Source organism: Flavobacterium sp. FlaQc-49, from assembly GCF_044005985.1.
Lineage (GTDB): Bacteria > Bacteroidota > Bacteroidia > Flavobacteriales > Flavobacteriaceae > Flavobacterium > Flavobacterium cupriresistens.
Genome location: NZ_JBIPCS010000011.1, coordinates 136,886 through 150,879 on the forward strand (window position 1 = coordinate 136,886; position 13,994 = coordinate 150,879).

12 protein-coding genes are annotated in these 13,994 nt (G+C 34.0%); 6 read left to right on the forward strand and 6 right to left on the reverse strand.

Features of this window, described 5'->3' with window-relative positions:
• Positions 1–51: 51 nt before the first annotated feature.
• From ACHRV3_RS19205 to ACHRV3_RS19230, 6 genes are all read right to left on the reverse strand, one after another.
• Positions 52–1,272, reverse strand: coding sequence for a DUF4249 domain-containing protein (locus ACHRV3_RS19205; RefSeq protein WP_395435812.1), 1,221 nt, complete (start codon positions 1,270–1,272; stop codon positions 52–54).
• Positions 1,273–1,282: 10 nt separating this feature from the next.
• Positions 1,283–4,063 (reverse strand): TonB-dependent receptor domain-containing protein, encoded by a 2,781-nt coding sequence (locus tag ACHRV3_RS19210; protein ID WP_395435811.1) that lies wholly within the window; start codon positions 4,061–4,063, stop codon positions 1,283–1,285.
• 4 nt (positions 4,064–4,067) lie between these two features.
• Complete coding sequence (locus ACHRV3_RS19215; RefSeq protein ID WP_047773250.1) at positions 4,068–4,838, reverse strand: hypothetical protein; 771 nt, start codon at positions 4,836–4,838, stop codon at positions 4,068–4,070.
• 960 nt (positions 4,839–5,798) lie between these two features.
• Positions 5,799–7,934 carry a polyribonucleotide nucleotidyltransferase gene (locus tag ACHRV3_RS19220; protein ID WP_395435810.1) on the reverse strand — a complete coding sequence of 712 codons (2,136 nt, stop codon included), beginning with the start codon at positions 7,932–7,934 and terminating at the stop codon, positions 5,799–5,801.
• A gap of 178 nt (positions 7,935–8,112) precedes the next feature.
• On the reverse strand, positions 8,113–8,379 hold the full coding sequence (rpsO, locus tag ACHRV3_RS19225; RefSeq protein WP_047772760.1) for a 30S ribosomal protein S15: 267 nt from the start codon (positions 8,377–8,379) through the stop codon (positions 8,113–8,115).
• Positions 8,380–8,545: 166 nt separating this feature from the next.
• Positions 8,546–9,001, reverse strand: coding sequence for a GAF domain-containing protein (locus ACHRV3_RS19230; RefSeq protein WP_395435809.1), 456 nt, complete (start codon positions 8,999–9,001; stop codon positions 8,546–8,548).
• A 71-nt stretch (positions 9,002–9,072) separates the two neighbouring features.
• Between ACHRV3_RS19230 and xrtF the strand changes: the two genes are divergently transcribed.
• From xrtF to ACHRV3_RS19260, 6 genes are all read left to right on the forward strand, one after another.
• The gene (gene xrtF / locus ACHRV3_RS19235; protein ID WP_395435808.1) at positions 9,073–9,609 is read left to right on the forward strand and encodes an exosortase family protein XrtF; all 537 of its coding nucleotides are present in this window, start codon (positions 9,073–9,075) and stop codon (positions 9,607–9,609) included.
• Positions 9,599–10,045 carry an exosortase F system-associated membrane protein gene (locus ACHRV3_RS19240; RefSeq protein WP_395435807.1) on the forward strand — a complete coding sequence of 149 codons (447 nt, stop codon included), beginning with the start codon at positions 9,599–9,601 and terminating at the stop codon, positions 10,043–10,045. Before xrtF ends, ACHRV3_RS19240 begins: the two co-directional genes overlap by 11 nt.
• Before the next feature lie 45 nt (positions 10,046–10,090).
• Positions 10,091–10,489: an HYC_CC_PP family protein gene (locus ACHRV3_RS19245; protein ID WP_395435806.1), complete on the forward strand. Its 399-nt coding sequence runs from the start codon at positions 10,091–10,093 to the stop codon at positions 10,487–10,489.
• Between the two features lie 113 nt (positions 10,490–10,602).
• Positions 10,603–12,609, forward strand: a complete 2,007-nt coding sequence (locus tag ACHRV3_RS19250; RefSeq protein WP_395435805.1) for a TonB-dependent receptor plug domain-containing protein — start codon at positions 10,603–10,605, stop codon at positions 12,607–12,609.
• Between the two features lie 56 nt (positions 12,610–12,665).
• On the forward strand, positions 12,666–13,010 hold the full coding sequence (locus tag ACHRV3_RS19255) for a heavy-metal-associated domain-containing protein (RefSeq protein ID WP_230004409.1): 345 nt from the start codon (positions 12,666–12,668) through the stop codon (positions 13,008–13,010).
• A gap of 128 nt (positions 13,011–13,138) precedes the next feature.
• Positions 13,139–13,819, forward strand: a complete 681-nt coding sequence (locus ACHRV3_RS19260; RefSeq protein ID WP_047772773.1) for a DedA family protein — start codon at positions 13,139–13,141, stop codon at positions 13,817–13,819.
• Positions 13,820–13,994: the final 175 nt, after the last annotated feature.

Consider the following 13,994-nt stretch of genomic DNA (forward strand, 5'->3'; position numbering starts at 1 on the left):
GAACTATTTTGTGTCAGCTAATTTTTTTATTATTAGTTGTACTGTGCTTCTTTAATCGACCCAAAATAAAGGTCTGATGTTAGAAGAAATTTTAGAACAATCGCCACATCCTGCAGTAACAAATAACAGGGTTGCCATCTTGTTTCGCTGTGCATAATATACCTCTTCAAATCCCGATCCGGCAACTAACGAATGTATTTTTGGGCCACTACAACCGACCTCACCCCAACAATTAGCATATTCTTTGACATAACAAGGGGTAAAAAATGGCGGATACTGATCTTGTATAAAAATGTCTCTAAAATTAAAGAAAATTCTTTTTGATGAAACGGATGAGACCTCAAAATAACCGACTATTTTCTGGTCTGCATCGTCATTTGATTTTAAATTACCATAATTAAAGCCCGGTTGCACTTGTGACAAGAGACTTGCAGAAGTAGAAAGACTTTTTAATGTTTTATAATAGGTGTATGAGGCTAAATTCTGAACATACTCCCGTACAATAATACTGTAACGCTGAAGAATAATAGGATCCTTCACACCTATAAAACGGATCGGTAAATCGATACGATCTTCACTAAGGCCAACGTTGCTTATTAAAATGATGTCATCAGATTTTTTGGTAGTGTAACAGACTCTTGCTTCTTTTTTGTGGGGAACTACCAGATAAGTAAAATAAGGACCGGGATTACTCGGGTCTACTATAATTGTATTAGGATTCCAATCGGGAGCTACTACTTTGTAGGTTTCTTCGAATTCAAATCTGTAAAATTGTGACTTTGAGGTTGGATCGTTGCTGGTTACCCTTATTTGTACTCCTTTTTCTCCATCGATTGTTTCGATTATTGGCTCGACCTTAATTTCATTTACAGTAGTTAAAGTTTCAATTTCAGACGAATAGGATTTTCCGTCCTTGGATGTAATGTTTAGTTGGTATAATTTTCCGGTAATAGCCTGAAATGGAGTATTTGAAACATAAAACCCTGAGGATTTTTCAAATTCAAATTCGTAAGTATTTTTATCACTATCTGTTACATAAACAGTTGCACCATCTTCAGGAGTTGGTCCATTTTCCTCAAGACGATAGGATCGGGTAATTTTAATTTCTTGTTTTTTTAATTCATTTGTAATGTTTGCCTGAACTACAAGAATGCTTTCAAACGTATTAGTTTTAAAAACATATTGCTCCGTACAACTGCTAATGAAAAGACAAAAAAGAGACAAAACAATTGTTTTGTACAGCAAATTAATATGTCGAATGGTATATTTCATCTATAAATTACTAAAATTTGATATTGTAAGTTATAGTTGGAATTGGCACCGAAAATATAGACGTTTTGTAGGCTTTTATCTGACCATTTGTGGTCACAAAAAAGATGGAATAAGGATTGTTTCTTCCTAAGACGTTATATATAGAAATGTTCCAAAAGCTATGTGATAACTTTTTAATTTTGTGATTGCCCTCAATGTTAAAACCTACATCTAAACGGTAATAGTCCGGAATTCTAAACTTATTTCTGTCGCTGTATAGTGTGTATTTAAGTCCGTTGTATTCGTAACTTCCAATTGGATAGGTGATAGGTCTTCCGGATTGATACACAAAATTGGTAGATAAACTATATCTTTTTGTGAATTTATAGTTTAATACCGCACTCACTTCATGTGGTTTATCAAAATTTGTTGGGTAATAATGACCATTGTTTACTTTCTCATCAATGAATTGACTGTCAGATTTGATAAAAGTACGGGCATAAGTATAACCCAGCCAACCATTAAGTTTTCCTGCATTTTTTTTAAGTAGTAACTCAACTCCGTATGCTTTTCCTTCTCCCTGAAGCAGCTGTGTTTCCGGGTTTTTGTTTAATAACAATTCAGCTCCAACTTTATAATCTAACAGATTGTCTGATTTTTTATAATATCCTTCCAAGCTAAGTTCTAATTTATCATCGTCTAAGTTTTTGTAGAAGCCTAATGAAAATTGCTGTGCATTTTGAGGTGCAATATGTGCATCTGATAACTTCCAGGCATCTGTAGGAGATTGCGTGGTGTTGCTGGTTAATAAATGGATGTATTGATAGGTTTTATCATAACTGGCTTTTACCGAGAAATCGTCGGTTATTAAGTAACGTGCAGCAATTCGGGGTTCGAATCCGCCATAGGTTTTAATGACTTCGTTTTTCTTGTAATCTTGGGTTCCTATGACGGTATCGTCGTTGATGGGAGAATTACTTTGATAGATTCTTTCTGTTGCTGGGCCCAGTGCTGAATATCTTGAATATCGCAGACCTAAAGTGATTAACAATTTTTCAGTTACATTGAAATTGTCTGAAAAATAAACCGCAGATTCTATTGCTTTTTCGTCGTCTATGTTTACCGGAATTAAGGTTGCCTCATCCGGTTTTTTCGGATTAAGATAACCCGGGTCAACGTTATAAAGCTTACTTGAAATACCATAGTTGAAAGCATGTTTTTTGTTTAGGTTGTAATTCCCATTTAAAATAAGTTGACTTTCATTTAATTTATAACCGTAATCAAACGAATTTATTCCTCCGTTGTTGTAGTCAATATTAAACTTGTATTCACTATTTGTAAATATTAAATCGGCTTTACTTTTAGCGTTGAAGGAGTGATTCCATTTTAAAGAAACTAATGCGTTGCTGTATTTGTACACAGAATCCGAAGAGATGCTAAAACGGTCTTTGCTATAGTATAAGGTAGACTCAATAGTGTTATTGGCTGTTATTTTGTGATTGTATTTTACGATTGCATCAAAAAAATTAGCCTGACTGTTTTTTAGCGATTCGTCTTCCAATTTCTTTAGAATCCATTCAGAGTACGTACCTCTTATCCCTACAATCAAACTTGACTTGTCTTTTATAACAGGAGTACTTATCGAAAGATTACTGGTCACAGCTCCAAGTCCCGCTTCACCTGTAAATTTTTCGGGATTACCGTTTTTTGTGGTAATATCAAAAACAGAAGAGAGTCTTCCTCCAAATCGGGAAGGGATACTTCCTTTGTAAATATCAACTTTGCTGGTTGTATACGGGTTTACTGCAGAGAAAAAACCAAGAAAATGTGAGGTATTGTATAAAACAGCATTGTCTAAAAGAATTAAATTCTGATCGTCTTTTCCTCCACGTACGTTGAAGCCTGCAGATCCTTCACCTGTAGTTTTTATTCCCGGTAAAGTAGTGGCAACTCTAAAGATATCACGTTCTCCAAGAACCAGAGGGACATTTTTTATTCCTTCCACGTCTATAGTAGAAACTCCAGCTACAGCTGTTTTTACATTTCTATTGGCATTTTTGTTGATAACAACCTCGTCCAGTTCATTAATACTTTCGTGAAGGGATACGTCTAAACTACCATTGTCATAAATCATAACAGGTTGCGTATCTTTTCTGTGGTTGATGGACTCTATTTGAATATAGTTAAGACCAAAAGGCAGTTCGATTTTGTAATAACCCTGCTCGTTTGTTGTTGTACTGATCTCTTTATCGCGTACTTTGATGGTTACATTTGAAAGCGGTTTTTTGTTTTTTTCGTTTTTTATGATACCGGATAAGGTGAATGATTTTAATTCTTCTCCCTTTTTCTCTTTCCCTATGTATACGATCCCATTAACAGTAGTATTTCGTTTTTTTGTATCGAGTTGTTGATGGAACAGCGGTTTTGTTACGGTCTTGTTTGCCGCAATAACTGCTGAAGTAGCAATTACAGGTTCGAAATAATTATCGGGTAATGTACTGTGGATGATACTGTTTTTCGTCAGTATTATTTTTTTATCTGTGATGAAGTAATTTAGATTCGTGTTTTCAAAAACGCCAGCAAGTACTTCTTCCAGTGAAGTGTCTGTATAGGTTTTGTTTATCAAAAAAGTATTGGATTTTATCCAGTTCTCATCAAAATAAAACTTGTAGCCGCTGTTTTTTTCGAGGCTTTCAATAGCTGTTTTCAGATCAGCATTTTTAAATTCAATGGAGATGTTATTCTTTTTTTCCTGACTAAATGTTAATGTATGAAAAGCGAATAAAAATAGGGTAAGTATAATTTTTCTCATTTTTTTAATTGGCTTCATTAGGGATAAGGTTGTTGATTCTTTTGATTAGATTTTCAAGAAAAACGTTCTTATCGGATTCTTCTAATTGAGAGTTAGAGTTGTAGTACTTTCTTATGTCACTTTTGTGCTCAGGAAAAATTTTAATAATATCGCTTTTTGAGCTGATCTTGTAGTAGACGTCTTTGTATTTTAAGATATACTCGTTTTTGTCTCTAAACTCATCAGAACTGGCCAGGTTGGTTCCGTCTGATATTCTTTTAGTGTCAATAACTTTTGTCTTAGTCTTATGATGTTTGATGTAAAGCGTGTTGGTCTTAGAGAAAGTAAGTTCTTCATAATAACCGTTCATGAAGATGGGACAGGTTGGGTTGTTGAAATTTATATTAACAAACCTTTTGTTGTTAAGTGTAAAATAGGCTGTTTTCTCTTTGATTAGGCTGATACCTAAATAGTCGTATTCGCCATTGGCTTTCAAAACTAAAATGTCATTATTGACATCGTATTTGAGGTCAAGATTATGATAATTTTGGTTTTGATAATTGAGGTCTCCCTTGCTATAGTCATTGGTCAGGTAGAAACTATGACTTTTGTCAAGAGTCCTGTAAAGGTTCACATAACGTGGCCCATTATAGAGATCTAAGTTGCTTTTGCCAATGGTTTTGTCAAACCAGCTGTTTAAGGAAGTAGTATTGCTTGATTGGCTGCGTACGGTGTAAATTTGTAAGAATAATCCAAATAAAATAAGGAAAATTGACTTATTTTGATAATTTTTCAAAGATTGTATGGTTTTGATGATTTGATTTGATGATCTCAAATGTATCAAAAAAATGTTACGTATTACACACAAATGTGTTAAAATGTAAGGAATAGTAGCTGTATTTAGAATAAAACCTTTAAAAAATCTTAAAAATTCGAAGGTTTGATTGAATAAAACCCCAGTGATTTAGCGGGCTAAGGTGTAGTATTCGTAAAATTATAAATTAACCTGAATAGTTGTGTTATTTACACCATATTCTGGTTTTTCGAAAGGCATTATGGAGGAATGTATTCTGTTCTTTAAGTTGCGGATTATCTTGTAGGTTTTGATTTTGTGATTTTCTGGCTGGAAAAGGAGGCATTTAGATTTTAAGTATTTACATGAAATAGAAAATGCTTGGATCGAATCTAAAAGTTGAACACGAATTACACTAATTTTCACGGATTAATCTTGAGATTCTTGGTTGGAAAGTTTTGCCACGAATTACACTAATTTTTACAAATCATTTTTTAGCCACAGATTAAAAAGATTTACACAGATTTTTGAAATCCTTTTAATCCTTTAATCTGTGTTTTTTTTTTTTTTGCACACAGGTGTGTCCCGGGTTGGTAATTCTTTGACAAAGTCTCAAGCGCACTTTCTTGAAATCTGTGGTGAAAAAAGTATTCTGCTTTAGAGTAACGACAATACAAGTAAAAGTTAGCCACGAATTACACTAATTTTCACGAATTAATTGTTGAGACTCTTACTACGGAAGTTTTGTTACAGATTAAAGGATTAAAATGATTTAATCTATTCTAAGGTTCACATAGTAATTAGTGAAAATTAGTGTAATTCGTGTTCAACTTTTAGACTTGATCCAAATGTCTGCTTGTAGAAGAATTGTCGATTTAGATTGTTCCCAATATGTAAAAACCCCAACTCATATACATGAATTGGGGTTTTCTATAAATAAACCTTTAGTAAACTAAGATCTGATTACTCTTTTTTCTCCTCACGTGGAGGTCTTGGAACAAGCGCTTTTTTAGACACTTTTTCTTTTTTAGTTTTAGGGTCAACTCCTAAGTATTTTACTTGGAAAACATCTCCCATTTTAACTACATCAGCAACATTTTCAGTACGTTCCCAAGCTAATTCAGATACGTGAAGTAATACTTCGTTTCCAGGTGCAGCAAGATATTCTACTACAGCTCCAAAATCAAGCATTTTAATCACTTTTACGTCGTAAGCTTCTCCTAATTGTGGTTTGAAAGTAATCGATTGGATTTTTGCCAATACTGCTTCAATTCCAGCAGGATCTGTACCTAGAATTTCAATAACACCTTGCTCATCAACTTCGTTAATCACGATAGTTGTTCCGGTAGCTTTTTGTAATTCTTGAATTACTTTTCCTCCAGGTCCAATTAAAGCGCCAATAAAGTTTCCAGGAATAGTTCTGGTAATGATTTTTGGTGCGTATGCTTTTACATCACCTCTTGGAGTAGCAATAGTTTCAGTTAATTTACCTAAAATATGCAAACGACCGTCACGAGCTTGATTTAAAGCCTGCTCCATAATGTCATAACGTAAACCATCAATTTTGATGTCCATTTGACAAGCAGTGATACCATCAGCAGTACCGGTTACTTTAAAGTCCATATCACCTAAGTGATCTTCATCACCTAAAATATCAGACAATACAGCAAACTTCTCACCGTCAGTAATTAATCCCATAGCAATTCCAGAAACTGGTTTTACCATTTGAACTCCCGCATCCATAAGCGCCATAGTTCCGGCACAAACTGTTGCCATAGAAGAAGAACCGTTAGATTCTAAAACTTCAGAAACAATACGAATTGTATATGGACAATCTACAGGGATCATGTTTTTTAAAGCTCTTTGAGCCAAGTTACCGTGACCAACTTCTCTTCTTGAAGTTCCTCTTAGTGGTTTTGCTTCACCAGTAGAGAAAGGAGGGAAGTTATAGTGCAGGTAGAATTTCTCTTCACCTTGCTCAGAAGGAGAATCGATTTGGTTTGCTTCTCTTGAAGTTCCTAAAGTTACTGTAGCCAAAGCTTGAGTTTCTCCACGTGTAAACAAAGCAGAACCGTGAACTCTTGGTAAATAATCAGTCTCACACCAAATTGGTCTGATGTCAGTTGTTTTTCTACCATCTAAACGAACACCTAATTCTAATACTACATTACGAACTGCTTCTTTGTTTGTTTTGTAGAAATATTTAGAAACTAAATCTCCATCAGCAGCTAATTCTTCTTCTGTAAATAAAGCTTTTACTTCTTCTTTTACTTCAGCAAATGCAGCACTTCTTTCGTGTTTAGCAGATCCAACTTTCGCAATAGCGTAAATTTTATCGTAGGCAGCAGCTTTTACTTTTTTGTAAATTTCTTCGTTTTCTTTCTCACCTTCGTAAGTACGAAGTTCTTTTTTACCAAAAGCAGCTTGTAAGCGTAATTGTGCGTTAATCTGAACTTTAATAGCTTCGTGAGCAAATTTAATTGCTTCTACCATTTCAGCTTCTGAAATTTCTTTCATCTCACCTTCAACCATAGCAACAGAATCTAAAGAAGCACCAATCATCATGTCGATGTCTGATTTTGCTAAATCTTCTCTACTTGGGTTGATTACAAATTTTCCGTCGATACGTGCAACACGAACTTCTGAAATTAAGTTGTAAAATGGAATATCAGAAACAGCTAAAGCCGCAGAGGCAGCTAAACCAGCTAATGCATCTGGCATAACTTCTTCGTCATGAGACATTAATTGAATCATAACCTGAGTTTCTGCATGGTAATCGTCTGGGAAAAGTGGACGTAAAACACGGTCTACTAATCTCATTGTTAATACTTCATTGTCGCTTGGTCTTGCTTCTCTTTTGAAGAAACCTCCAGGGAAACGACCAGCTGCAGCAAATTTTTCGCGATAATCTACCGTTAAAGGTAAAAAATCAACATTAGGGTTAGCGGTACGTGCTGAAACTGCTGTCGCAAGTAACATCGTGTCGCCCATTCTTACTACTACAGAACCATCCGCTTGTTTAGCCAAACGTCCTGTCTCGATTGTGATGCTTCTGCCATCACCTAAATCGATTTTTTCTACAAATAATTGTGGAATCATAAATTTTTTCCTTATTGGTTATACAATGGGTTTTAGTTGTGTTGTAGTTGTTGTTGTGTGTAGTTGTTGTTTCTAAAACCCAATGAAAAACCAAACTTTTTTTCTTATAAAATGCTTGTAATAAATAAATTCCGTAAAAAACAAAAAGAGGCACTTTCGCACCTCTTTTCTATATTGATTATTTTCTGATATTCAATACTTTGATAATCTCACGATATCTGTTGATCTCTGTCTTTTTCAAGTAGTCCAACAAAGCTCTTCTTTTACCTACTAATAGTACAAGAGAACGCTCAGTGTTATAATCGTGACGATTTTTTTTCAAGTGTTCAGTTAAGTGTGAAATTCTGTAAGTGAACAATGCAATCTGACCTTCTGCTTTTCCAGTGTTTTTAGCATCACCGTGTTGTGCGAAGATTTCTTCTTTTTTTTCCTTAGTTAAATACATTCCAATATTTATTTAATGATTTTTATGTATGTCATACATCTCTTGTAAGACGGGTGCAAAATTACATTTTTTTTTCGAAAAAATAAATTTAAAGATTGAAAAATTTAAATATTAAATATTTTAATCGAAAAAGCACCATTTGATAATGGTTTGATCCCTTTATTTTTTAGAATAATTTTGCAACTTCTTGATTCACAAATTCTAAAAACCTTTCGTCAGCCTCTGTAAACGGATCAATAACGTGGCTGTCAATGTCAATTTGACCAATATTAAGTCCGTTAACAAATAATGGAACTACAATTTCTGATTTCACAGTAAAACTGCAAGCGATATAATTGTCTTGCGCCGCAACATCCGGTACAACAAAATTAGCATTGCTTTCGGCAACCTGACCGCAAATTCCTTTTCCAAAAGGAATCACCGTATGATCCGTTTCTGCTCCTATATATGGACCCAAATGAAGGGTCTTGTTTTCGTGATTGGCAAAATAAAACCCTACCCAGTTGTAATATTCAACGTTTTCGTTCAATAGTTTACAGATCGATAGTAATTTTTCGTCTCTAACAGCAGTTGTATCAGCTACAATAGCGCTTATTTTTGGTTGTAATTCCTGAAATGTCATAATGCAAGATTTTTATGCAAAAGTATTTAATGCTGAATTTAAAAAATACATAAATTTGTTAAAAATTTCTTTTGAAAAAATATTTCCTGCAATTTAAACCGTTTCTGATTTTTATAGGCACTTTTTTCGCTGCTTATATCGGATTTACGTTAGTTTATAAATTTTATTTAGATAGTTTTGACACAACTGATGTTGATGGGATAACGGCTATCGTTAGTCATAATGTAGATGGGCTGATGGGATTGTTTAATTGTGATAGTAAAATTTTTAAAAGCCCTTTAAATCCCTATTTTGAGGTTTGGTACAATGCTAAATTTACGCTCAGAATAGTGGAGGGATGTAATGCGGTAAGTGTTACGATTTTGTTTGTTTCTTTTGTATTAGCGTTTTCAGGGAAATTAAAAACAACTTTAGGTTTTATTCTGTTCGGTGTTTTTTTAATTTATGTTCTGAATGTAATCCGAATTGCATTATTAACGGTGTTGTTATTTCGTTTTCCTGAGCAAGAACATATTCTTCATGGCGTTCTTTTTCCTTTAATAATCTATGGATTGGTTTTTAGCTTATGGGTTTTTTGGGTGAATAAATTTTCGAAGTATGCTAAATAAAATAAGAGATCATAAGTTCAAAATTCTGTTTTCGATTATTATAATAGTAGGCTTTGGCTTGATTAGGGGTTTTGAAAAGACATTGTTTTATGATCCTTTCCTGGTTTATTTCAGTTCTGATTTCAAAACTTCGGCTTTTCCTGAAGTAGATGCTTTTAGGCTTTTTTGCGGACTTTTGTTTCGGTATTTTTTAAATTCTGTTTTATCACTGCTCCTTATTTATGTGTTATTTCGCGACAAAGAAATGCTGAAATTTAGTGTGTTTTTGTACAGTTGTTTTCTGGTAATTCTCTTTGGGATGTTTTTTGTAATTGTGGCCTATTTTCCCAACGGAGGATGGTTGCTTTTTTATGTGAGAAGATTTATCATTCAGCCCATATTTGTCTTGCTTTTTATTCCCGCGTTTTACTATCAGATGCAAAACTTAAAAAAATAACAGTTTATTCGGCTTTTTTAAAAGTCTTTTAGATAATTTTGCAGTATGAATCTAAAGAAGTGCACAGGATTATTTTTAGCTTTCCTATTGTTGGTTTCCAACATCGGGTTTGCTTTTGATGTGCATTATTGTGGAGGCAAGATTGCTTCGGTTTCTTTAAATACTGCTAGTTCTGTTGCTCCGGAAAAGAAATGTTGTGGCATTTCAGAAAAAAAATCATCTTGTTGTAAAGACAAAGTGGTTCGTTTTGAGAAAAAATCAGACGATGCTACCTTTAAGATGTTCTTTTTTCAAATTGCTTTTCCTGCCGTAATTGAAGACTTTAAACCAATTGCCTTTCTTTCGCTTCCAGGTTTCAAAAACAAGCAGGTTACTTCGTATTATTCTGATGCGAATGCACCCCCTTTATACAAATTATACAGTCAGTACATTTTCTACTCCTGATTTTAATGTTTTAGAATCAAGCTAATGATAGCTTGTGTTTTGTTATTTAATCCTTTCTCGGTTTTTGAGAAGTGTTAAAGAACAGTTTTCTATTTCACATTAAAGTCAATTTTATGAAAAAAAATATACTGCTTTTTGCGGTGTTTTTGCTTTCCGTTTCTGTTTTTTCACAGGAAGATTTACAGGAAGTAAAGATCACAAAAAAGCAAAAAGGAATTAAAAAATCCTATACCGTCACTGCTAATACAAGTGTTATTACAAGTAAAGAATTGCTAAAAGCTGCTTGTTGTAACCTTGCCGAGAGTTTTGAAACAAATCCGTCTATTGACGTAAATTTTTCGGATGCCTTAACAGGAACAAAGCAAATAAAAATGCTGGGTTTAACGAGTCCGTATTTAATGATTACCGAAGAAAATATTCCTTCAGTACGTGGGGCTTCACAGGCCTATGGGTTGTCTTTTACACCCGGTACCTGGATTGAAAGTGTGCAAATTACCAAAGGTGCCGGAAGCGTTATTAATGGTTACGAAAGTATCTCCGGCCAGATAAATACGGAACTTTTAAAGCCTTTAAACGATGATCCGTTTTTTCTGAACTTTTACGGATCTACTGATTCTCGTTTTGAATTGAATACTCATTTCAATAAAAAAATATCGGATAAATGGGCAACAAGTCTTTTTTTTCATGGAAATACCCGTGTTGCAAAAAATGATATGAATAAGGATGGTTTTTTGGATAATCCCTTAGGAAAACAAATCAATATTCTGAATCGGTATCAGTATTATGATGCCGAAAGTGGTTTGGTAAGTTTTGTCAATTTCAGGTATATGAATGATAAAAAACAAACCGGAGAAGTAGATTTTGATAAAGACAGAGACAGAGGAACAACAAATTACTGGGGTTCGGAAATCAACACAGAACGTTTTGATGTTTCGTCAAAAATTGGATATGTTTTTCCGGATATGCCTTATCAGAGTATTGGATTTCAGAATGCTTTCAACAGTCATAATCAGGAATCTTACTTTGGTTTGAATCAATACAATATCAAACAAAGTAGTTATTATTCAAATTTAATTTTCAATTCGATTATCAATAATACCAAGCACAAATTTACAACCGGTTTGAATTTTTCGTACGATCGTTATCAGGAGTTTGTAAATGTGAATGATTACAGCAGAATTGATAATTCAGTTGGAGCATTTTTTGAATACACCTATGACAATACAGATAATTTTAGTCTGATCTTAGGAGGTAGAGTAGACAATCATAACCGACTGGGTGTTTTTGTAACACCACGTTTGCATGTGCGATATAATCCTTGGGAGTATGGAGTGCTTCGTTTTTCGGCAGGACGCGGGAAACGTTCGGCTAATATCTTTGCCGAAAACCAACAGCTTTTTGCCAGTTCAAGAACCTTTTCTATTTTAGATAATAGTGGAAAAATTTATGGATTAAATCCTGAAATTGCCTGGAACTACGGTTTGAGTTTTTCTCAAAAGTTTAAATTGTTTAATAAAAATGCCGAAGCAGGTTTTGATTTCTACCGTACTGATTTTCAAAATCAGGCCGTTGTTGATGTCATGCAAAGTCCTCAGGAGGTTCTGTTTTATAATTTAAAAGGAAAGTCGTTTGCGAATAGTTTACAGGTGGAATTTAATTTGGAGTTAATTCACAATCTGAATCTGAGAACGGCTTACAAATACTACGACATTCAAACCGATTATTTAAGAGGAACTTTTCAACGTCCATTACAAGCAAAACATCGTTTTTTAGGAAATCTGGAATATGAAACGGCTTTGAACAATGATAAACAGTGGAAGTTTGATTATACGTTTAACTGGTCGGGAAAACAACAATTGCCTTATACGGCATCAAATCCTGCAGCAGATCAGTTTCCTGATTTTTCACCTGCATATGCGGTTATGAATGTTCAGGTGACTCGTGTTTTTTCTCCTGTATTTGAAGTTTATATAGGCGGAGAAAACATAGGGAATTACAAACAGGAAAAAGCAATTCTGGGAGCCGATGATCCTTTTGGTCCCAACTTTGATGCTTCAATTGCATACGCACCAATTTTCGGACAGATGTTTTATGCGGGATTGCGATTTAGAATAAAATAAAGAAGTTAAGTTTAATTACAAGAATCAATAAATAGTAACAATAAATAATAGAAAAAATGAACAAAATAATTTTAATCGCACTGGTAACTTTTTTAGGATTTTCTGCTCAGGCACAAACTAAGAAAAATAAGAATTTAAAATACACTACAGAGGTAAACGGTAATTGTGAGCAATGCAAAAAACGTATTGAAAAAGCGGCTTTTAGTGTGCCGGGAGTAAAAACCGCTTCTTGGGATATTAGTTCGCATCAGCTTACTGTGATTTTAAATGAGGAGAAATCTTCTCCGGCAGATTTAAATAAGGCAATTGCTAAAGTTGGACATGATACCAAAGAGGAAAAAGCGACCCAAACCGATTATGATAATTTGCACAGCTGTTGCAAGTATGTAAGAGAGGAATAATTAAGGGCCTGGGTTGCTGCCCGGGCTTTTTTTGAATCGTTAATTAATCTTTAAAATCCCGCATTTTATTGTGGTTGAAGTAAATTATTGCTACTTTCACGGACTTATAAATATAACCTAACGCATATATGAATAATTTTGACTGGACTCAATTAATAAACCCTGAATTTTATATTACATTAAGTGTCGGAGGGGTTCAAATTGGGTTGTATATTGTTCTGTTTATAGTATTCGCTGAAACAGGACTTTTTGCAGGTTTTTTTCTGCCTGGAGATAGCTTACTTTTTTTGGCAGGGATTTACAGTCGTGATTTGGTTGAAAGCGTTGTTCACATACCGGGAGATTTTATCAATGTATTTTTGCTTTCTCTTTTGGTTGCTATAATGGGAGTTTTAGGAAATATGACGGGATATTGGTTTGGAGCCAAAAGCGGTTATTACCTATTTAAAAAAGAAGATTCATTCTGGTTCAAAAAGAAATATTTATTGCAATCAAAAGACTTCTTTGAGAAATATGGTGGTAAGGCTATTATCTACGCTCGTTTCCTTCCAATCTTTAGAACTTTTGCTCCAATCATTGCCGGAATAGTTTCTATGGATAAAAAGAAATTTATGTTTTATAACATACTGAGTTCATTTCTTTGGTCGTTTATTTTGATCTTTTCGGGCCATTACTTATACGGTGTCTTTTTAAAAGAAGGAATAGATTTAAAACAACATATTGAATATATAATCATCATAATCATTATCATTTCTACCTTGCCGGTCTTGCTTAAAATTTTAAAGAAAAGACCAAGTGAGAATATCTAAAGAATCAAAAAGCCCGGAGTTTACTTCGGGCTTTTTTTGTGTTTAAGGTGTCTTGTCCTGAAATAGCGATACACAAAAAGTGTCATTATGGAAAACCATCAGGAATTACGCTATGTAAAGCGTACCCAAAAAGACTACAGTATGTCTTTTAAATTACAAATTGTTCAAGAAATAG